The organism is Desulfosporomusa polytropa (assembly GCF_055380075.1).
Genome location: NZ_AP042399.1, coordinates 147,202 through 168,776 on the forward strand (window position 1 = coordinate 147,202; position 21,575 = coordinate 168,776).

18 protein-coding genes are annotated in these 21,575 nt (G+C 39.6%); all 18 read left to right on the plus strand.

Going from position 1 to position 21,575, the window contains the following annotated elements; genetic code table 11:
• The first annotated feature begins 3 nt into the window (after positions 1 to 3).
• The 18 genes from ACZ449_RS00835 to ACZ449_RS00920 all read left to right on the plus strand — a co-directional run bounded on the left by ACZ449_RS00835 (position 4) and on the right by ACZ449_RS00920 (position 21,476).
• Positions 4 to 423: a hypothetical protein gene (locus tag ACZ449_RS00835; RefSeq protein ID WP_464256611.1), complete on the plus strand. Its 420-nt coding sequence runs from the start codon at positions 4 to 6 to the stop codon at positions 421 to 423.
• Positions 424 to 478: 55 nt separating this feature from the next.
• Entirely contained in the window at positions 479 to 1,129 is a 651-nt protein-coding gene (locus tag ACZ449_RS00840) for a hypothetical protein (RefSeq protein ID WP_464256612.1), read from the plus strand.
• Positions 1,130 to 1,188: 59 nt separating this feature from the next.
• Entirely contained in the window at positions 1,189 to 3,408 is a 2,220-nt protein-coding gene (locus tag ACZ449_RS00845) for an Ig-like domain-containing protein (protein ID WP_464256613.1), read from the plus strand.
• Positions 3,409 to 3,428: 20 nt separating this feature from the next.
• A complete protein-coding gene (locus tag ACZ449_RS00850; RefSeq protein WP_464256614.1) occupies positions 3,429 to 4,055 on the plus strand; it encodes a hypothetical protein in 627 nt (208 codons plus the stop codon).
• Positions 4,056 to 4,343: 288 nt separating this feature from the next.
• Positions 4,344 to 4,763, plus strand: a complete 420-nt coding sequence (locus ACZ449_RS00855) for a hypothetical protein (protein WP_464256615.1) — start codon at positions 4,344 to 4,346, stop codon at positions 4,761 to 4,763.
• Positions 4,764 to 4,851: 88 nt separating this feature from the next.
• A complete protein-coding gene (locus ACZ449_RS00860; protein ID WP_464256616.1) occupies positions 4,852 to 5,343 on the plus strand; it encodes a hypothetical protein in 492 nt (163 codons plus the stop codon).
• 83 nt (positions 5,344 to 5,426) lie between these two features.
• A complete protein-coding gene (locus tag ACZ449_RS00865) occupies positions 5,427 to 6,293 on the plus strand; it encodes a hypothetical protein (RefSeq protein WP_464256617.1) in 867 nt (288 codons plus the stop codon).
• A 35-nt stretch (positions 6,294 to 6,328) separates the two neighbouring features.
• Positions 6,329 to 9,583: a discoidin domain-containing protein gene (locus tag ACZ449_RS00870; protein ID WP_464256618.1), complete on the plus strand. Its 3,255-nt coding sequence runs from the start codon at positions 6,329 to 6,331 to the stop codon at positions 9,581 to 9,583.
• 197 nt (positions 9,584 to 9,780) lie between these two features.
• Positions 9,781 to 10,377: a hypothetical protein gene (locus tag ACZ449_RS00875; protein ID WP_464256619.1), complete on the plus strand. Its 597-nt coding sequence runs from the start codon at positions 9,781 to 9,783 to the stop codon at positions 10,375 to 10,377.
• Positions 10,378 to 10,389: 12 nt separating this feature from the next.
• On the plus strand, positions 10,390 to 11,391 hold the full coding sequence (locus tag ACZ449_RS00880) for a hypothetical protein (protein WP_464256620.1): 1,002 nt from the start codon (positions 10,390 to 10,392) through the stop codon (positions 11,389 to 11,391).
• Between the two features lie 18 nt (positions 11,392 to 11,409).
• Complete coding sequence (locus tag ACZ449_RS00885) at positions 11,410 to 12,915, plus strand: hypothetical protein (protein ID WP_464256621.1); 1,506 nt, start codon at positions 11,410 to 11,412, stop codon at positions 12,913 to 12,915.
• A gap of 1 nt (position 12,916) precedes the next feature.
• Positions 12,917 to 14,845: a hypothetical protein gene (locus ACZ449_RS00890; protein WP_464256622.1), complete on the plus strand. Its 1,929-nt coding sequence runs from the start codon at positions 12,917 to 12,919 to the stop codon at positions 14,843 to 14,845.
• A 129-nt stretch (positions 14,846 to 14,974) separates the two neighbouring features.
• The gene (locus ACZ449_RS00895) at positions 14,975 to 16,150 is read left to right on the plus strand and encodes a hypothetical protein (protein WP_464256623.1); all 1,176 of its coding nucleotides are present in this window, start codon (positions 14,975 to 14,977) and stop codon (positions 16,148 to 16,150) included.
• A 378-nt stretch (positions 16,151 to 16,528) separates the two neighbouring features.
• Positions 16,529 to 17,998, plus strand: coding sequence for a hypothetical protein (locus ACZ449_RS00900; RefSeq protein WP_464256624.1), 1,470 nt, complete (start codon positions 16,529 to 16,531; stop codon positions 17,996 to 17,998).
• A 128-nt stretch (positions 17,999 to 18,126) separates the two neighbouring features.
• Positions 18,127 to 19,728, plus strand: coding sequence for a CBM96 family carbohydrate-binding protein (locus tag ACZ449_RS00905; RefSeq protein WP_464256625.1), 1,602 nt, complete (start codon positions 18,127 to 18,129; stop codon positions 19,726 to 19,728).
• Between the two features lie 139 nt (positions 19,729 to 19,867).
• Entirely contained in the window at positions 19,868 to 20,092 is a 225-nt protein-coding gene (locus ACZ449_RS00910) for a hypothetical protein (RefSeq protein WP_464256626.1), read from the plus strand.
• Positions 20,092 to 21,069 (plus strand): hypothetical protein, encoded by a 978-nt coding sequence (locus ACZ449_RS00915; RefSeq protein WP_464256627.1) that lies wholly within the window; start codon positions 20,092 to 20,094, stop codon positions 21,067 to 21,069. Before ACZ449_RS00910 ends, ACZ449_RS00915 begins: the two co-directional genes overlap by 1 nt.
• A 41-nt stretch (positions 21,070 to 21,110) precedes the next feature.
• Positions 21,111 to 21,476 carry a hypothetical protein gene (locus ACZ449_RS00920; RefSeq protein ID WP_464256628.1) on the plus strand — a complete coding sequence of 122 codons (366 nt, stop codon included), beginning with the start codon at positions 21,111 to 21,113 and terminating at the stop codon, positions 21,474 to 21,476.
• The last annotated feature ends 99 nt before the right edge of the window (positions 21,477 to 21,575 follow it).

Consider the following 21,575-nt stretch of genomic DNA (forward strand, 5'->3'; position numbering starts at 1 on the left):
AAAATGGCTAATCCGTACGTGAACCTCTATGTAGATTCTGTTACCCCGGGGGTATTCAATGTTCGTGTTTCCAATGACGGAAGCGGTAGTGAACCAATAAAGATCGGTCCGCTTAATACTACAGAAGCTGAGTATGCTCAAAAGAAAGTACTATTAAAAACAGAGCAAGGGTATCAAACCATCGCTGGTGAGAACACATTCATTAAGCCTGTCGGAGCAACCGCTGCAAGATGGAAGTTAGCTGTCGACGTAAATGGCGTGCCTGGTACTTTTTCAGCGGCCGGCGGATCATTAACATTATCTTCTCAGATTACTTCGGCTGGCGTATTCATTTGGATAAGGGCAGAATCGGTTGAAGGAGAAATCGTTCAAAACGATACTAGCGTAGACATCCAAGTAGACTATAGCATCCAAGCAGTCTAGGACAGGAAGGAGCTTGGCTCCTTCTTTTTTTTGCTAGTAAGAAAGGAGACATATCATGGCATCAAAAATCGCGTTATTTATCGAAGGGGAAAATGCCGGAGTCTTTGATGTACAAATTACAGACGACAGAACTGGATTCTCTCCTATCAAGATGGATTTGAGTGTTTTAACTCCGTCTTATGATATTAAAAAAGTATATATCGACAAGCTCAGCAGCGAAGTAACAACTGCACTGATTACTTTTGCAGGAGCTAATGGTAAGTGGCTGGTATCCAAAGATCCTAATGCATTAGCATCAACATTTAGCAGCACGATTACGATTAATACTTTTCCAGGATACTTCTGGATTAAGGCATTATGCACCGGCAACACAGAGGAGCCTGGAGAAGATACTGCTACTGTGCTCCGAATAACGACATCATCTCAAACTGATTTGTTTGATCTTATGAGAGTTCTTAGGACAGGCGGCATAATTAGATTTGATACAGATCGTTCTATCTTCGCCTCAGGTTTAATCGTTGCTAGTGACACCAATAGAATCAAAGGCATTTTAGGAACGGTTAATCTCGATACTTTACGAACGATGTCAGCAACTTGCAGTAATGATTTCGACGCCTTTCGTTTGCTTAAAGGTAAGGGTGTGTTCGCGGCCGACACATTGCGGCGACTATACATTCCCAAAAAAAATTATTATTTCATCTTATGATGTGTTAATTTACACGTTGCGTCAGTAATATGTTTAAGAAGAACAAAGGAGGCACGAGTATGAACACTATTAGTTTTTCTACCAAGAAGAAGACTAACAAAACAGTTAAAATCAAACAACAGGCTGCTATTGCAGCGAGCTTAAAATATTGTGCAAAAGAAGCGCTCCCATTGAAAGAAGATCGGAACGTATTATTCTTAACCGATGATGCTCAGTTGTATTGTGGGACCGGCGCAAACAGCGAAGTTAAAAAGATTTCTGATGTAATTGTAGTTAATAACGCAGAAGCTCTTCCCGATGCAGGCGTGCCGGACAAGCTCTATGTAACTAAAAAAGAATGTATGCTATTTTTTTGGGATGGCAAAGAATACATATCTATCACATCTGGTGGTGGCGGCACTTCTATAATCCCGTCTAAGATCTACGAGTTTGATAATGCTAAAAGTTTCCCTATCGATGGTGCAGAGAAAATGCTCTACATTGCTAAAGATACAGATTATATGTATCGGTACAATGCCGCCACCAAGCAATATATCCAATTAGCTCGACCAGCAACAGATGTTGTTATAGCAGATCGTGTTGCGGCTTTGGAGTCAGCACTTGCCAACAAAGCTAATGCTTCAGCGTTATCGTCATTTGCTATTAAAACAGATGTAGACTTTGCGCTGGCCAAAAAGGCTGATGCTAGTACCGTCGCAGGCTTTGCCACGAAAGAGCAAATAGATGCAGCGGTTGCTGGCAAAGCTGATAAAACTGCTCTTGTAGATTTCGCCACAAAGACAGAAATAAATGCAGCCATGGCTAATAAAGTCGACGCAGGTGCGATCACTTCGCTTGCTTCGAAAGTAGAACTTACGGCGGCAGTATCTAATAAAGCTGATAAAACTGATTTAGCTAACTATCGCAAAACCGCTGACAAAATTACGGAAAATGATTTAGCTACTGAGTTGGTCGCTAAAATAAACGCTACTGGCGCCGGTGGCACTGCCTATGATGATACCGCCGTAAAAAACGATATCTCAGCATTGCAAACAAACAAGGCAGATAAAACTGCAATTGAAGCAATCAATACCGAGATGGCCACCAAGGCAGATTCGACCGCACTAGCTAATTATCGTAAAATCTCAGAAGCTATTGAAGAAGCTGACTTATCTGAAGCGGTTAAAAGCAAATTGAACGCAGTAGAAACCGGATATGACGACACTGCAATTAAAACTGATGTTGCTGGTTTGCATCAAACCAAAGCAGACAAGACAGAAATTGAAACTTTGAATACGGCTATTGCTGTAAAGGCTGACGCTACTGCTATTACTTCTTTGCAAACAGATGTGACTGCAGCCAAAACGGATGCCGCACAAGCCAAAGTAGACGCGGCTGCCGCGGAACTTCAAGTATCAACACTCGACTCGTCTGTTTCAAAAATAAATACGCAAGTTAGCAGCATGCAAACGAGCTTAACAACCGCACAGATCGACTTAGCAAAAAAAGCAGATGCAACAGCTTTAGCTGATTACAGAAAAGCTTCCGATAAAATTGCTGCTGCCGACCTGGACCAAACCGTAACTGCTAGCATCGAAAAAGTACCGACAATAGAAACTCAGTTGGCCGATGCAATTGCAAGAATTATAGCACTCGAAGGTGGTACGAGTGAAGTTAAAAACATCGTATCCTTTCCTGCATTAACAGCAATTACAGTTGCTTACAATACTGCATTTGGCGCACTTGGATTGCCGTCCACGGTAGCAGCTACTATGAGTGATAACACTACTCAGGGTGTTGCAGTTACCTGGGAACAAGGTTTGTATTCTGCCACTACTGCAGGTGCATACACCCTTACTGGTACACCTTCACTAACGTCTGCTATCACGAACACCGGCAAAGCTAAACCAACGATCGGCGTTACTGTTAGTGCAGAAGGCGCTAGTAAATATGCTTGGGAATATGAATTTACACTGGACGAGCTCGATCCGGAAATTAAACTTAGTGAAATCCCTGGGTGGAATACCGCTAACAAATTCACGACAGAAGACTTTTACGGAACAGAAGCCTCTGGATGGAATGGTACTGGCCACACAGTCGAAGTCCGTTGGATTGGTTATACCACCGGCAGAACTTATGATCCAGATGGTGTTCTCCAACCTACTAGCTTTCAGTTAGCCAATGGAATAGAAAAACTTTCTCCTGATGGAGCTCTCGACTACGACCCTGAAACGGAAATCATCAATTTCGCAAATGCCTCATTAGGAAAGAGAATCTATAAAATAGTCAAGCTTAAGTAATTAGGAAAGGAGATTAGCGTATGTCTTACTTAATTGGAACGGAATTACAACAACACCAATCAGATGTGCTGATAGAAAATCTGAGCGTAAATCCTTTGCTGCCGAAGTCCACAATGCCTTCGGCAAACAAGGCTCTTAATACAACTAAGCAAAATGTTATTCAGGGTATCAACGAAATACTTGCTAGTTTTAAAACTATGCAAGGTTCTGTAAATGCTTCTCTCACTCAACAAAACAGCGCACTCGGCAATATCACCGATGCGACTGTTTTGGAAAAACTGCACTTAATCGATGTCGATGTAATTTCAGCGATAGTCAAATTAAATGCTGATATTCAAGATCTTAAGCAGCAAAAAATTCGTTATGATGACTTCAGTCAAACCTTCACAGTTAGCTCAATAACTCCAGTAACGGAATTCGTTCTTAAATATAAACCATGTAGTCCGCTTCAAGGTTTTGTTAATGGACTTATGTATGAATCTGGTTGGACTTACGATAAAACCACCAATACCGTTACGTGGATATCTACGGCGGCCAATGACGGTTTTGACATCGTAGCTGGCGAAAACGGTGAAACTTTTGCTGTGACTTTTATTTATGATTTCCTGTTTGCTGAAAACACCGTAGAAGATCCTGCAAATCCTTAAGTTATTATTTATTAACCCACAATAAAGCATAAGCCATCGGTAATATTGATTATAGTCACATAAGTGGTTTTAACTTAGCAACATAGATGGTTGTATGCTTTATTTTCAAAAAGACTTCTTAGTAAGTGTACGAAGCATCGAACTTGCTAATCCAGAATCGTCTAAAACCGTATACGGTGATTATGCTTTGACAAGGTTGTTAATGAGTTGTTAATCAAAAGTATCCCGTTGTTAAACACGGATAACATCGTCTTGTTCTACAACGCACGATAAGGGGAGGTGAACCAAATGGGCAAATTAAGAGCCGAACAATTAGATCTCAATAGCATGAAGAAAACGTTTGCAACTCTTGATGCAGTAACCGGAGCTTCGAAAAAAGATCTACTTTTTGTCATTCCCCGGGTTACTCTCGGACAGCAGAAAATCGAAATACCTTTTCCTTACAAAGGCAATGCATCCAAGATACTTGTAAGCCTCCCGGTAGAAACTCTCTTATCCGAAGCACTTGTTATTGAAGTTGAGTGCTACCAAGATGGTGTATGGAAAAAGGTTGGCACTGTTACAGTACCAGAAGCTTCAATCTCTGCCTCTGCCGTTGTTAATCCAGCTTTCGCTGTAGATAACAATATTTTCCGAGTATATGTCCAGAGTTTTCAAGAAGGATTATCCAATATGGTTGTTACGGTAACTATTTCGGGAGCCGTGTAATAACTAAAAATCAACGGTAATGAATAGTCGTACTGCTTGTTAAGTAGTACTTCGCAAAAACCAAAATTATTATTAGGAGTGATTACTCATGGCGCAGCCAGTAGTAAGTTTTTTCAATGCAGATAGTTCTGCAGCAGTTGAACGTTGGGACATTGGCGAGGTAGATGCTAATACAGAATCTCCAACTCTTAATGTTGTAGTTTGGAACAACAAGGGTGGCGCAGAAGTGGTATCCGATATGCAAGATGTTTCCGTAACTTGCCTTGATGGCACTGGTGGCGATACCGCAAAAATGATCGTTGAACGCTGGATGAAAGCAATGATTGATACCACTGCCGACCTTGGTACTGATGGCGTAACCAAGAAATTCACCGCTATTGGTGGTGTAGATTCTCGTCCGGTTCGAGCTCAAGGGCTTATCGCTGCTGATGGCAATCTTATCAAAGGTACCGCAAATGATGGTCTTATGGCCAGCTCGTTAACCAACCACGCAAAGGCTACGTTTAAGGTTGGAGTACCGCTGAATGCACCAGCCGGCAAACACGACTTCCGCATTCGTATCCAGTATTTCTACACCTGATCCTTTGCCCGAAAAAAACAAAAGAACAATCAAAGATGGCATCGCATTGTTGTGGTGCCATCTTTTAATAAGGAGACAATAATATGGCAATACCGACAGATTATATTTTCACTAGTGGTTCCTGTACTAAGAGCGAGGTATTTGATTTAATAGTCAGTAAGCTAACTACCGCTGGCTGGCAGTCAGTAGCTTCATTAGCAACAACTGACTACACCGTGCTAACATCAGCAGGCAACACAGGAGATAAGAGCCTAGTATTAAACATCCGCGATACTAATATATCAAATGCGAACTCTGTTAAGACAACAAACTATAATACTATGACGTATAGACTACAAACATCTTATACTCCTGGAACGGCTGGCGTAGCTGGAACATTCGGTAGACCAGCCCAAACTGCATGGGTAGGGTTAGACATCGCACCCACAGTTGTAACCACCGGCACGTTGGCCGCTGATACTGTAGTTAACTACAAAGTATACGCTGACCTAAGTAAAATAATTATAGCAGTTGAGTACCCAGCTGCCACAGGCTACAACCCAATACTTATTTACATGGGGGCACCAGATACCTCTTTTATGCCTCAAGCTGATAATTCCAGTGCAATTGTAGCTACATCAAATACTACAGCTACCGCAGCTAGCATTATGGTAGCTGATTCTCCCGATGGAATGGGAACGGTTGCGCTACCATATGCTTTAGCTACTAGTGCGCTGTTGCCCGCCAAAAGTCCAAATAACGGTGGTAAGTACATTGTATCTGACATTTACTATGGTAACGCTACAGAGGGCATACGCGGTAAATTAGACGGTATATTATGCACACTGAATACCAGCCTTTTAACAGGTGACAACATTACAATAGGGGCTCAAACGTACTATGTACTATGCTGCGCAACCCAGGGAAATACCTCGTTCCCTAGCCAAGCTATATTAGTAAGAATTAGCTAAGAGGTGTATACGGTACACGAACGAGGTGATATAACGTGCCCTATATAGTTCTTGATATAGCAGGGAAATGGTTTAGTACAACAGAACATGCCACTAGTACATACGTGGAGATTAATGAGGTAACTATAGGGCCTACGACAGTAGTAGGTAATACAGTTACACCTACATTTCCAGTAGAATACCCTACAGTAGACGCCATAGGTGGAAATGTAACTGTAGGACCTTACTGGGACAATGCTACAAATTATGGTAGGTCAAACCTCGCTGACGATGACATAGACTTTATGTATGCCCCTAGTTTTACAAGTTTTCTAACGTCTAACGATAACTTAGACACCAGTTACTTTAACAGAACAGCCCTTAAAATACAGCGCAACCCAGGAACAGTTAATATTTGGGTAGGTACCACCGCATATAGACTACCAAGACAGATAACTGCGTACTACTGTGACTCATTTACAGTAGCTGATAACTTAACGGCTCGTAGTAATGCAGGTCTTATCTTAATAGGTACTGTAGATATACCGTCAACTACCACTGCTAGTACCATGTTCACAATGGGGTCTCTGCAAACAGCTACATTAAACGGTGAGCTAGTTACCGGGGTACAAAGTGGTATTAGAAGCAAGGCAATAAGCGGCGAGCGCCTACCTGAATTAGCTAGTGGTAACGCTTCTACGCGTGTAGTAAGTGGTATACATGTGTCAGGTGCTAGCCTCGGAGAACGTAGCCTAAGAACATCTGAAGGCACGTACTTACCAATTATAGCATCTGGAGAACGTAGTACACCACATTATCAAGGGGAGTACATTAGAACATTTACTGCAGACTCAAACGATGCATACTTATTTGACCTTGCTGTTACACCTACACATCAGTACAAAGACCAAATTGTAAGAGCTACATCTACGTACAAAGGTACAGCCACTTTAATTGGGAAGTACAATGTAACAATCGGAGACATTACATTCATAGATAATACATCTGCAGACGAAGATGTTAGCACTGTCGCATTCTCCATGCAGCCTACTGACCTTGCAGCCGGGGTAAATAAATGTAGACTAACTTACTTTTTAGCTAGTGGAACAACTCAGTACCTAGACTTCGAGGTTTTTAAAGAGGCGTCTAAGCGTAGCTTAGCCATTCGTACCTTTAAAGACTATGATGGCGGCTACGATGGGGGTAGGATGAACCCAGCACCAAGTAGCCTAAGTAAAGATGGTGCTTTCTTAGTACCCAAAAGGTACGACTCAACAGTTATCTACTCAACTGTGGATACGCATATACCACTAGCAGGGTATGCTAATATTATAAGTACAAACATAGATGCTTCTGGGGCGCGTACCTTAGTTAGCTTCGATAATAGGCAAACATGGAAATCTTATATGCCTATAAGCTACATACCAGGTACGGTAGATAGTGTACCAAAGATGCTAGGCTATTCTGATTCGTCAGTGGTTATTAGTGCGTCCGAAGAGTTAGCCGGCACAGAGTACGCAGCATGGAATGCTTTTAATGACTATAAATCTGACTATGGTTGGTGTACTTCCAGCGCAACATCAGGGTGGCTACAAGTTGCGTACGCTGAACATAAGGTTGTCAATTCATATGCATTATCAATGCGTGTAAGCTATACATACATGCCAAAAAATTGGACATTTGAGGGCAGCAACGATGGTATAGCATGGTCAGTACTAGATACGCAGGTAGACCAGTCCACATGGACAGCTGGTGTTATGGTAACTTATACTTTTGCCAATATAACACCTTATAGTTATTATAGGCTAAATATCTCCGCGAATAATGGTGGAGTTCGTATAATAATATTGGAAGCTGAGTTCCTTGAGGCTATTCCAACAGTGTACAGTTGGCAGAGTGTTTCAATTAATGATATAAGTCTACTGGGTATGACCCCTGAGCACGTTAACTCCATGACGCAAGATATTTGGGACGCGGAGTTTACACCTAGTAACTTAGATTTTGCTGTTTACTTAGATAATAAGCTAACAAGTTACGCAGACGTAAAAAGTGAGACTTTATTAGCTACACTAAGAATAACTGGTGGCCTTTCAGAGTATACAATTCCCGATGGCATGGCAGTGACACAGGTGTACTATAACGTAGGTGGTGGTTCACGGTTAGTAGGGACATATTCACGCTACGGTGCAGAGGTTGCTCTTGTATCTACCAATGTTAATGAAGAGCCTAAAGTAGGCGTACTAGACTTTACCGACTTACAAGAAGGTAAACCTATTTATTTTAAAGGCTACCCTCCATCTGGCGGTAGTGGACCATATGCTACTGTAGATATATATGGCGCACCTAAGACAGCATACCTAAACTCAATTACTGTAGCATTACCACCAAATACACCACCAACAGTAACAAACATTGTCTTAACGCCAGATACTACGCACAATGATGACGTAGTATTAACTGCCGATATATCCGACGCTGAGGGCGATGATGCCTACTACCATATAGTTTTAAATGGTGTGCCTTTAGCCGATTATACAAGTAATGGTACTTCATATTCAATATCTAAAACTATTCCTAGTTCTTTATTACCAATAGGAACAAGTTCTATCAATATTGAAACCTATGATGGGGACATGCATGGTACATCATGTATTTTATATGTAACACGCACTGATGAAATTCCAACAATAACTGGCATATTAACCGGAGATTATTTGACTGCCACTATAGGAGACACAGATAATGACAGTGTAAAATATCGAATATTAGTTAATGGCATAGTAAAACAGGATTGGTCAGAATTAATTAGTCCTCCCACGACTGTGTCTTACAGAATACCGACCCAAGACATAATCTTAAATGCACAGAATAACGTTACGATAGAGGTTCAAGATAATCTGGGTGGTGCCGGAAGTTGTGTTTTTGATTTTGTTGGACAATACTGTGGATTGATGTTCACGGACGAAGCGGGAGACTATTATTCAGACGATAAAGGTGAGACACTAAAAATGCTTGATTTTGGCAACTTCTTAATTAAAGGAGCCTCAGAAATAAAACCAGTGATTATTAAAAATACTATTGGTGGCGATTCTTTACAAGAAGTAACTGTGTCGGTCAATAATATTTCTGAAGAAGCAGCTGATTTAAAATTGAGTCTTACTAAAGAAAGTTTCGCTAACATCGATTCAATAGTCTTACCTGTGTCTCTAGGATATAACGATACTTACACGATCTATGTAAGAGCATCGTCCGACAAAGAAAAATCTGTAGGAAATAATATTCTAAAACTGAGTGTTACAGCAAAACGATAAGAGAATAATAAATATAAAAAAGATTTGAAATAGCCACGATCATAATTAATAACACTGATAGCGTCTAACAGTAGTTAATGAATAGAAAACTTATCTTTCGCACCCTCGTTTTTACGAGGGTGTTTTTATTATATTGGCTTAATTAACGACATATCAAAGGTAATATTAAAACAGTACAGCAAGGAGGTTTTGAAATTATGATAGATAAAATGTTTTCACCTAAAGGCTATAGTCAACCCTTTGTCTGGTTTGCTAAGTACAACAATAACGAAATGCTAACCGAGTTCGAAGATAGCGGCAAGGAGAATGAATTTAAAGACATAGATAAATCACGGCTTGCTGAGTTTGGTATGCTTGGCCGTGGCGCCAAATTAAGTTACAGCGTAGCTACTGGTGTATTTGATATAACCGGTAAAAAGGTAGAGTTTATGCTCGAATGCGAAGATGGTTCAGCTATCTGTTTAAATGGATCACCCAGGCAATACAATGATGTTATCACATTCAAATCAGCTTACTTAGATTACGATCCTGCAACTCAGCAATCAGAAAATATTATCGATGGGTACTTCTTTGGCTATAAGCACAGTTTCGCTGTTAATGGCATGAGCATCCACTCAAAGATTGTCTTTGCTCTCCCAATGGAAGATACGATGCGTTTCGGCGTCCGGCTAGTAACAGACAAAAGCATTATAGGTAAATTGATAGTCTTCGTAGATGGTGCAGCTGTTAAAGAGCTAGATGTTAACTTAACAGGTGACGAGGCACAAGAATTAGAATGGCTATTCATATGCTAAGGAGTGAAATATATGGCAGCACCAACAGGACTAACAATAAAATCTAATATAGAAGATATGATAATAGGAGATTGTATACCATTTAGATATACAGCTACTAGTGAGACTGCTGGTACTATTAGTAAATTAGGTAGTTGTACAGCAGCAGAAATACCAGTAATAGGTAGCGCTACGCCAGATGGCTTAGCTTATTTTATTAAAGCAGATAAAGGTTTACTTATAGCAGATAGAGTAGTACAACATTCTATATCATGGAATACATTAAATAATGCTGGATATATAGAAGGAAAATTGCCCTGGGAAAATATTATTAATATAAGTTTGGGTAATGCCAATCCGGCATTAACTTATAAGGGGACTACAAATAATATTAATAAATATAACTCCTTTTATTGTTCAGCATCACTTTATGCTTATAGAGCTTATGTGTCTAAGCTCTTGCTCTATGATGAAAACAATATTTTTATACCTGAAACTGAATATAAACTGATTGGCTCAGAATACGTATTTAATTATCCAAAGATAATATCGAAAGTAGAAGTAAAAGTGGCTAATCCAGAAGAGAATTGGTCAAGCCCAAATACATTACATTTATATGCAAAACAATTTGATAAGGTTATTCGTTCCCTCACAGGCGGTAACGCGTATTTAGGTAGTGATGGTAAAGCTAGCTTAACCGATCAAGGATTAGGGGCTTATCCTATTAATAATGAATGGGACAAATATATAGTAAAATCATCTCTTAAAGGAAAAATAACCCCTGGAGATGATAGTGTTTGGCACCTAAATGGGTGGTGCTGGGCGCAAGATACACCTGCGAATGGAGTATGGAATTTGGTCGGTAGTGTTACTGCTAGTTCAAACTATAAAACTTTAAGGGGATACAGCGGGGATGGTAAAGGAGTCAGGCGTTTTGACACAATAACAAGTAATTTTGCAAACGCTAATGGAGGTTTCCGCCCAGTATTAGAATATTTAGAACCAAATGCTAAAGCTATTACACTTTGGTATTAAGAAAGGAGTGATTGAATTATGGCAACAATAGGACAGGCTTTAACATCACCTGAACCAGGTTGGCGTAGATATGACGACACAGATAGTAGAATAAAATATTCTAGCAGTGCTAGTAAAATGTCTGGTGCTAATTATTGGAATGGAGCAATTACTCAAGCAGTTTCTATGGTAACAACTATTAAATTCAAAGGAAGCAAATTTCGTTTAAATTGTGTAGTTATTAATGATACATTACAAACTTCAAATGGTATTATTACTATTGATGGAACTCAAATGGCAACATTTACACAATTTGGTGGCTCCGCTGTTTTCCAAGCATTAAATGCTGAAATATTGGGACTTACTTACGGTATTCACACAGCTGTTATTACTTGTACTGATGGTAAATGGGTTTCAATTGATTCCATAGACATTGATGATACAGGTTATTTACTTCACCCAATATTAAATCAAGTTGATAGTGTATATAACGCAAAAGTTATTGGAGATTGCATACCTTGCAGATATACTTCTATCACTTCTGGGGCTGTGGGTAATCTATCTGAATTAGGACCGTGTATTGCTGATGAAATACCAGTTGCAAATTCAGCTACACCAAATGGGTTATTCTACTTTGTTCTTGCAGGTTATGATGCTTTTGGACGTAAGAAATTTATACCTGATCGCAACCTTCAACATTCCATATCATGGGATACTCTAAATACATCAGGTATTGCTTCAGGAAGTGGCTTACCTTTATCTATAAATAGTAAAGATAAATACACTATTAGATTAATGACTGGTGGCATAGCATCTACTGATAAAGATAATGAGTGGGATAAGATCATTGTTGAATCTACGTTAGGAGACAAGATAACTGCTGGCGATAATAATATTTGGCATTGGGGCAATACGTATTCGTGGGTATCAACAGTATCACTAACCAGTAATTCTTCTAGAATAGTTAGAGGATACTCTTCTGTAAGTATTCATTCTTATGGGAGTTCTGGTAGTGGCGGCAGCAATATAGGATTTAGACCTGTGTTATTAGTAGATCCTGAAGTTGTTAATGTAAAAATAGTAGAAATTAATCCTACTCATATATACATCAATCATTCTCAAGTAGAAATTAAGGCCGACGTAGTATTTCCACAAGGTATGATACCTTCTAACACCTCATGGAAACTGCTTATTAACAATAAAGAGAAAATCCCTTACGGCATAGCATCTAACTTAACATCAATCAATACTGTTGTAAACTCTTCTGATTTTATTGATGGTGTTAATATAGTAGCTCTAGAGATCCAAACAGTAAACAATGAAACATCGTCTGTTTCGGCCCAAATAACAAAAGAAATTTCACACAGAGTTTTGGCGGAACGCACTTTTAAAGCAATTGACGGCGGTTTTGCTAAAACCAATATCGATTTTAATAGCGCCGCTAAACCCAATAGTGTGAAGCAAACTGGTGATATAACTTCAGAAAGCAACAATGTATTTAAACTGGTTCTTGATAAATTTATTAACAAAATAGGAGTTGAGTAATATGGCGAATACATATTTGATTTCTCAGGTAGCTTCTGGAGTAACGACTTATTATACGGCGGCGGCCGGTGTCTTAACATCAATCGGCTCGGCACAAGATTTTACAAAAGGCTTTGATAACACACAACTAGCTCTCTTAGACAATGGTGATTATGCTCCTTTATTTGGAGTTCTCGATCAAAACACTGTGCAGCTCTTAATCCAGGCTGACGCAGGTACGACTCCGACAGTTGATATCACGCCGGTTAATCACGGCACTGTCCAGACTACGCCAATTACCTCTATTGATCTTCATGGTTATTCAGGAATAAATAGCATCACGGTGGAAGGTACTGGCGGAAAGTACGCTGTCAGTTTTGATGGCGGGAGTAGCTGGAAGAGTAGGGTTATGTCTGGGTATAGTGGAAAGACTTCGTTGTTGCCTCGTATGGCTTCAACCACTGCAAATGGTTATACAATAGGTGGAACGACACCTATGCAAAACAGTGTAGTTGAGATGTTTAACGAAGGCGTTGCCGCCACAATGTACTCATTAAGTTCAAACCCTGAGATAGTTATTACGTGTCCAACTGCTGAGTTAGTAAATGGCTTAGCAATAACCGGCAGTTCACTTTACTATGAACTTAAAGGGTTTGAATTTTATGGCGGTAACAATGGTAGTTGGGAACTACTGCTTACCGACAACACTATAATAGGTGACACTGCTGAAACTGCAACATTTGATATAGTACCAACCAAAGCCTACGAACAATACAAAATAAAAATAACAGCTGTAGGAGCTATGCTCGCCGCCAATATAGACGAGATAAAACTCTTTAAACCAGCTACTATAGACTACGCGTGGCAAACCATTCAACCTTCAGAACTGCCAACAAAAGGAATGACCCAAACAACGTTAGAGACTCTACAATCCGGAGATTTTGCTCCGATCTTTCAAAGCACCCAGCTCGACATTTTAGCTTATCTTGAAGGCACCGACAGTATGACATCATTCGTTGTGGCCCTGCCGCCGAATGCAGGCCCTATTATTGCTAACTTAACAGCTACTCCTGATACAATGCACAGAGAGACTATTACTGTATCTTGTAATATCTATGATTTAGAAAAAGACAGTATAACCTATCGCGCTTTATTCAATGGCGAAGAGTATACGAAGCCAGCGGCAGTTCCGACGGACGGCAAAGTTAATGTAGTATTTCCTGATACTTTATTCCCGGTGGGTACGACAGCTATTAAAATCGAAGCTACCGATGCGCGAGATGTTATGACAGAGAGCGCGATCTACATCACCAGGGTCAATACCGCACCTAAAATCACAAGTGTACTTTCAGGCAATCAATATCATGCTACAATCGGTGATGATGACAATGATAAAGTGCAATATCGGATTCTAATTAACGGTGTTGAAAAGTCGACGTGGAACGAATTAAGCGCTTCTCCAGTTACTCTTCTTTACGAAGTCGATCGTGGCGAAATCATCTTCAATAAAGCTAATACAATACGGCTTGAAATCAAAGACGAGTTTGGTGCGGAAAGTTTCTGTGAAGAAGAGTTTGTTGGCTCATACTATGGCATCATGTTTGTTGATCCAACCGGAAATTACTTCTCTACTGATCTTGGGACCCTCATTAAGAAGCTCGACTTTGGCACTTTGATAGCAAGTCAATGTTCTCTTGCTAAAGAAGTACAAACGATTAACAAGTTCGGTTTTGACGTTAACAACTTAGTTATCAACACTACTCCTGAATTGCCTACAAAAGTATTTGTAGAGATGTGCGAAACCGATGCTCCATTTGTTCCGGTAACCGAATTACGACTGGGAGCGTTAGCTCAAAATGCTAAAAAATCATTCTTTGTAAGAATTATCTCAGTAAAGGATAGTTTTGGCGGCGGCGATTTTAATATTAACGCAACGGCAAACCCCGCGTAGTAAATAATATACCAGAATAGGTAATGAAGAAGTCGTACAAGGTTTTGTTAAGTACAACTTCTTTATATGTAGGAGAACGAATCAATCGTTGCTCTAAACAGATTTACTGATAAAATCGAGGTGGCATAGATGGCGGGAACTTGTAAACCTAATATAGCTAATCTTGGACCAGAAGTGATACCTGTCTCATATAGCGGTATAGGGCCATACGGTACACTTGCAGCAGCTCTATTTAATAGTAGTACTATAAAGGCTGTAAATAGCGGCTATAGTTATATGTATGAATGGATAGGAGCAAGCTATCCATTATTTTTAACAATTGATAAGCCTGTAAATATATGGAGATCGCCAGGCCAGGGTTACGAAAATTATTATGCGGCTCTTGTAGTATATAGAAAAGATAATGAGTTTTGGGTAGATATAACTAATTCACTTTCTCAAGTTGTTACGTACTTGGCTTCTAACCAATGGGAAAAGACTTTATCAAATTTACCTCCTGGTGAATATTACTTTGTTAGTAAAGGAACAAGACTTGACTCCGAATGGTATTTGGAGCTATCTGCTGGTCTTAGCATCGATTCGTTACAAATATCAAAAAATGTTGTTAACTCAATTTATGATACAATCGATTTGCATGCCGATATAATCTATGTAAGTAATTCTCCATATAGTTATCAAATTCAAATAGACTCTGCAGTATATAAAGATTATGCCGAGATAGTTGGAAACGTCGATGTAATTATCCCCGGAAAGGCATTCGCGAACTTGCTTGGAGTACATACCATTAAATTACTCGTAAAAGATTCGACAAATACGATTTATGAAAAGACTATAAACATCACATCGGAAAACCCACAGACGATAATCAAAATGCTCGATGCGAGTCATGTCTATGAAGGGCAACACAAAGGAGCATTAGTCTATATAGAGTGCAAAGATTACGGCGGTAACGATCTTGCTTTTAAAATAGAGCACACTAGTAAAGGTTGTATAACAGACTTTGATTCAGTAAGCCCTAAATTAATTCCTGTTGATAGTTTAGATTATGGAGTTAACTCTTTAACAGTAATATCATCTATAGGAAGCGCGTCTATTAGTTTTAATATCACAAAAGAAAGTCCGCATAGGTTAACAGCTCAACGTACGCTTACATCTATTGATGGCGGTTTTATAAAAAACAATATTGATTTAAGTACTAACGTAGCTAAATTCAGGAATAGCTTTACAGGCAAAACGACTAACTCAAATACCAATGAATACAGTATATCTATCGATAAATATACTAACAAATTGGTGGTGAACTAACATGACTTCTAAATATGTATAATAATTATTGGGATATAAATACTGTAGTAGCGCCCATAGCGGGACCAACCTATACTGTATTTACTAAAGCAACTTTGCCAATATGTAACACGAGTCAGAATTAAAACTAATGGAAGTACAGGTCTAGGCAAAATAGTAATTATTAACTCCTTTACTTTACAAGTACTCGCTGTCTCGCCCGTTCTCACTTCTAGTAATGGCATATATGATTGGTACGATAATATACGGACTGGCTAAAGCCAAAGGTAAATACTTCGGATCAATAAAAAAGAGCGGTAATATAGCTACTATCGTATTAGACAGATATACTAACCTGTTAGAGGTTAAATAACGTCAGATTCTTGGGGGTGATTGATAATGGAAATACTTAGTGGCAAAAATACAATTTATGATTATGTGGCGGGCGGGCTTCCTGATGGAGACAGCACGCTCGTCTTGGCTGCAAATAATGAAAATGTAAATATCGATGTCGAAGTTTATAACTTTTTAGAAGATGTAACATATACAGCAACGCCTACACTAGGAGACGCTATTGCAGACACAAAAATGCTTATATTAATTTATAATGGTAATCTTACGATCAATGCGGGCGTTATTATAACTCCAAAAGTTCGGAAAAAAGGTGTGGTTATTTACGTTACAGGTAGTTTAATAAATAATGGCACAATAGTCATGACAGCAAGAGGCGCAAAAGCTGCTGGTCAAAATGTCTATCTATATCAAAATGACGACAATACATTCGAATGTATCCCAGCAGCTGGTGCTGCTGGTGGCATAAAAGACACAGTTACAAAGCCTTCTTTTTCCCCCAGCGGAAGTAATGGTGCTAATCGGCAAACAGGTGGCGGAGCCACCGGCGGCGGTTGTTATTCATATGGTGGCTTGGGAGCGGCAGGAACATCTTATTCTGGCGGTTCAGCTGGCGGCGGTCGTGCATCGTCAGGAGATAGTCTATTAGGCAATCCAGGCGGTGAAAATGGTGGCCCAGGAGGTAATGCGATGTCCACTAATTCTGCTTTTGCGTCTGGCGGTGGAGCTGGCAATAACGGCGGAGCTAAGGCAGGAAACAATGGACATGCAGGTGATAATGGCACAGGCGGCTTATTAGTAATCTTTGCAAATGACATTGTTAATAATGGAGTTATAGCTTCTAACGGAAGCAATGGCGGTAATGCTTATCAGGAGTCGACAACATGTGCTGCTAGTGGTGGTGGCTCCGGCGGCGGTTCGATCAATCTGTTCTATATAAGGACCTATACTAACACTGGGTCAATAACTGCCAACGGAGGAATAAGCGGTACTACTCATTGGGCAAGTAGCTACAGGGGCGGCAATGGAGGTAAGGGATCAATTACTGCAATGCAAATAACACCCATAATATTAATATTCTCTGTTAACATAGCACCAACCCATTTTTACGAAGATGCGATCAGTTCCGTTACTGTATCAGGAGTAATTTATAGCAATGAAGATGCAGCAACTCCATTACCTTATAGCATTCTTGTTAATGGTATAGAAGTATTTGAAGCAAGCATAAACCCTGCCAGAGCTATCCCTATAGACAAATTCTCACACGGAAATAACACTATAATACTTAAAGAAGCCACGACACGAATTTCTAAATCCATTATTGTATTTGGAGAAGTACCGCATAGAGTAGAATCAATGAGGACTTTTAAAAATTACGATGGCGGTTTCTTGAAGAATAATACTGATTTTGACGGGGAAGTAAAAGTTCGTTCTAAAAAACAAGTTGCGATCGTTAACATCGAAAACAACTTTGTTGCTCAGCTAGATAAATTCTCCGACAAGATAGAAGTTAAATAAGACTACTCCTGTAGGTAATAAGGATATATGCAGCAATGCTATATCCTTATTTTATTTGAGGTGATGCCATCCGTCTCGACAATTAAATACAAAACTTCTCAATACAATGAGAACTGAGGTGTAGAAAAATGTCAGAAATAGTAACAAATAAAATGGTTGGCACAGTTAACGTAATTGAAGCTCCTTGTAAGAAGGTTCAGCTCGCGCCAATCAAAGATGCTACGTTAGCATCGAATGCTCCGTATCTTCAATTTGGTCAAGGCAGTGAATTGGTTGTAGGTAAAGTATCTGATACAGAAGATTATCGTTCAATTATTGCTTTTAATGTTGATGCAATGGGCGTGACCGATCTTGCAAATTTGAAGTATGCTAAGTTAAGACTCACTACGATTCGGCCAGTAAACGCGGTTGCTAATTTAGTTCTTTATACTTCAAATAAAACGGATTGGTCGGAAACCGGTGTCAACTGGGCAAATCAACCTGCTCTATCCAAGATGGTGGCAACCGCCAGTGTCGTAGTCGGCGCTAAATACGTCGAATTTAATCTTGCTAACTTCTTCAAACAAAACGCTACTATAAGCCAGACTTACAGCTTTGTTGTACGCGATACGTCCGGCACTTTGCTAACAGTGCCCACTACATTTGGTTCTAGAGAGACCAGTAGTTCACCCGTTTTAGAATATGCCTGGAACTACTATCCTCCTAGCGCGGGACTATTAGATATTTATGGCGGCCTCACAGTACGAGTTAAGAAAGAAGCTGAACTCGCTGGTAGTTTAACGATAGTCAACGGATTGTACCAAAACGATATCGAAGGCTCTATGACAATTCCCAAAAAGGCGATAACTAAAGACATCATTGGCGGCCTTACAGTCCGTAGAAAGAATTTGCTTGAGATACCTGGTTCATTAGACATCGTTACAAAAGAAAAAAATGCATATACCGATGGCTCTATCGTAGTAAAGCAGAAAGATGAAGCTATCCTAAATGGTTCTGTGACAATATCAAACAAATCGGCTAATCAAGAAATTTTTGGTTCGTTAATCGTAAAACAGGAAGACGAAGCTGTTCTTGATGGTTCCATGACAATTGTACCTATCGTCAAAGAAGCAAGTCTACCTGGCTCTGTTACTGTCAAACAGAAATTCGAAACGGATTTGCAAGGTTCTTTTAACTATGTAGCGGTCAATGCTGGTGTTGATCTTAATGGTTCGATGACAGTAAAACAGAAAAACGAACCTGTTCTTGATGGCTCTATGACAATCGTGTCTATCGTCAAAGAAACAAACCTGCCTGGTACTATCACAGTGAAACAGAAAGATAAGGCTGTTATCAATGGCTCATTAACACTGGTAGGTATCGAAAAACAAGATGAATTAGCGGGATCGATCTCGGTAAGATCAGTAAGCGTAGCTGTTATTAGCGGTTCATTAACACTGAAAGCTGTCGATGCTACAAAAGATATTACTGGCGGCCTCACGGTTAAGCAAACAAACGAAGCTGTTATCAATGGCTCAATAGCAATCAAAACTATGGAAAGCGTTCTCGATATTGTAGGTGGTCTCACCGTAAAACAAAATGTCGTTGAAAATATCGACGGTAGTTTAACTGTTAAGCAGCACTCAAGCAAAGATATTATTGGTACACTGAGCTCCAGGCCTAAGTGGGGCGAAGATATTGAAGGCTCAATTATTGTTGCGCCTAGCGCACCATATGCCTTCATCATGTAACAAAAAGTTTTTAAAAGCGGCACTGCCCTGAACCTTAGGGTTGACGCCGCTTTTCCAATTGTAGACCGTTATTCAGTTGTTTATACAATAAAATATACAAGTAATATATCCAGTGACATAAGAAAAGGAGGTTTTGTTGATGTCTAAAAAAGAATTGGTCAAAATCTTAGAAAACTTTTTGAGCGTACGCAAATCGATTGCGATGCTTATAACATTTACTTTTTGCTACTTAGCAATCAGTGGACTGCTATCATCAACTGAATTCACATCTATCTTCTCGATGGTTATAGGCTTCTACTTCGGTCGGAGTACCGCTCTCGATGTTCCAGGTGCCTCAAAACAACCAGAAAGGACGGATGAGTAATGCGTGATCTTATCAAAAACATCGAGCACAATCAAAATATAGCCACCTGCATAATTGCCCTACTAGTGATGTTGACACTAACAGGAAACATAGCTATGGATTACTACGACATCAAAAACACAAAAGAGAACTACGAAGATCAGCTCTCTAAATTAAAAGAAGCTGAATGGTTTTTCGTAGAGGATTTGATTTACGAAAACTACGACAAAGCCAAACTCGTAGGAGGCGGTATCGTCAGTAATATCACACATAATCTATCAACTGCTTACAACAACAAGTATGATAAGTTGGCCTACGACATTAGCTACTTAAATCCTGAAAGTGATTTTTCTAAAATTGTTGCCAATGAAGTTAACAAGAAGTATCTAAACGGAATCGAGAACGATAACAACGATCCATTCGTAGCTTCGAAGACAGGCGTACTTGGCGACTTTTCTCACAACTGTTCCTACGAAACCGCTCAGCGCAGTTGGGAACAAGAGATCGAATTGCACTGGAACAAAGAGCTAGGCAGCAAAGCTATTAAAAGTATAGTGAGTCAAAATGGCAAATATGCATTCTGGGAATTTTTAGAGCCGGCATCGCAAAGCCATAAAGTTGTTACTACCATGGAATTAAATGAAATTAAAAAAGTATTTTTACATGAAGGATATCGAGGAATCGAAGGATATGAATTCTTGCAGCCGGTGTATATTACAGACAAAGGAGACATCCTTGGTACTAAAGATATTTCCAATATTGGCGTTAAGCAAGAAACCTACAAACTAATTATAGTACAAGGTTTTAACGTCGTTGATATTATCAATGCGAAACATTCTAAACGGCCGACGCAGTTCCAAGCTATGAAAGAAGATCTGGTTAAAGAATACAACAGAAGTATTCAAGATAAACAGCAAAAGATAATCATTTCTATCATACTTATGCTTAGTGCTTTCTTGTCCATCGCTAGAATCCAACACCTTCAAAATGATAAGTGACAAGATAAATCGGAGGGCGGAACCAATGGGAGGTGAAAGGATTGGAGCTAATGCTGACAACCCAAGCTATAATTGAATTCTTAGTCTTATTTGTATTCTCCTTCTTCGGGAGTTATACGCAAGATTTCTTGACGATACTTAACAAAAAAAACAGCAAGATCCGGTATTGCAAAGTACTGGTGTCCGCTCTCGGCATGGCGATACTCACTTGGGCTGCTTCAGATATCGCTCTAACCCATGTAAGCAGTAAGGTATATATGGGGATAAACTTCCTTTTAGGGCTCATGAGCTACAGTATCATCACGCAAATTAACTCGTTTGAAGGGCTGTTTAAACTACTTAAAACTATAAAAGCGTTCTGGGATTTTAGCAGCAGTATGAAAGAACGAGACAAAAAAGAAAAGTAAAGATTCGAGAACTTTGTTTTTAGCGAAACGAAGTTCTTTTTTGTTCACTGTATATAGGCTCTACAAAAAGTAATATAACCAGTGAAACGAACTAACGAA

Excerpts from the sequence above, each read along its gene's own strand:
- ACZ449_RS00880 (WP_464256620.1), top strand. The coding sequence starts at position 10,390 with ATGGCAGCACCAACAGGACTAACAATAAAATCTAATATAGAAGATATG.
- ACZ449_RS00875 (WP_464256619.1), top strand. The coding sequence starts at position 9,781 with ATGATAGATAAAATGTTTTCACCTAAAGGCTATAGTCAACCCTTTGTC.
- ACZ449_RS00890 (WP_464256622.1), top strand. The coding sequence starts at position 12,917 with ATGGCGAATACATATTTGATTTCTCAGGTAGCTTCTGGAGTAACGACT.
- ACZ449_RS00845 (WP_464256613.1), top strand. The coding sequence starts at position 1,189 with ATGAACACTATTAGTTTTTCTACCAAGAAGAAGACTAACAAAACAGTT.
- ACZ449_RS00840 (WP_464256612.1), top strand. The coding sequence starts at position 479 with ATGGCATCAAAAATCGCGTTATTTATCGAAGGGGAAAATGCCGGAGTC.
- ACZ449_RS00895 (WP_464256623.1), top strand. The coding sequence starts at position 14,975 with ATGGCGGGAACTTGTAAACCTAATATAGCTAATCTTGGACCAGAAGTG.
- ACZ449_RS00835 (WP_464256611.1), top strand. The coding sequence starts at position 4 with ATGGCTAATCCGTACGTGAACCTCTATGTAGATTCTGTTACCCCGGGG.
- ACZ449_RS00860 (WP_464256616.1), top strand. The coding sequence starts at position 4,852 with ATGGCGCAGCCAGTAGTAAGTTTTTTCAATGCAGATAGTTCTGCAGCA.
- ACZ449_RS00910 (WP_464256626.1), top strand. The coding sequence starts at position 19,868 with ATGTCTAAAAAAGAATTGGTCAAAATCTTAGAAAACTTTTTGAGCGTA.
- ACZ449_RS00900 (WP_464256624.1), top strand. The coding sequence starts at position 16,529 with ATGGAAATACTTAGTGGCAAAAATACAATTTATGATTATGTGGCGGGC.
- ACZ449_RS00905 (WP_464256625.1), top strand. The coding sequence starts at position 18,127 with ATGTCAGAAATAGTAACAAATAAAATGGTTGGCACAGTTAACGTAATT.
- ACZ449_RS00865 (WP_464256617.1), top strand. The coding sequence starts at position 5,427 with ATGGCAATACCGACAGATTATATTTTCACTAGTGGTTCCTGTACTAAG.
- ACZ449_RS00855 (WP_464256615.1), top strand. The coding sequence starts at position 4,344 with ATGGGCAAATTAAGAGCCGAACAATTAGATCTCAATAGCATGAAGAAA.
- ACZ449_RS00850 (WP_464256614.1), top strand. The coding sequence starts at position 3,429 with ATGTCTTACTTAATTGGAACGGAATTACAACAACACCAATCAGATGTG.
- ACZ449_RS00885 (WP_464256621.1), top strand. The coding sequence starts at position 11,410 with ATGGCAACAATAGGACAGGCTTTAACATCACCTGAACCAGGTTGGCGT.
- ACZ449_RS00915 (WP_464256627.1), top strand. The coding sequence starts at position 20,092 with ATGCGTGATCTTATCAAAAACATCGAGCACAATCAAAATATAGCCACC.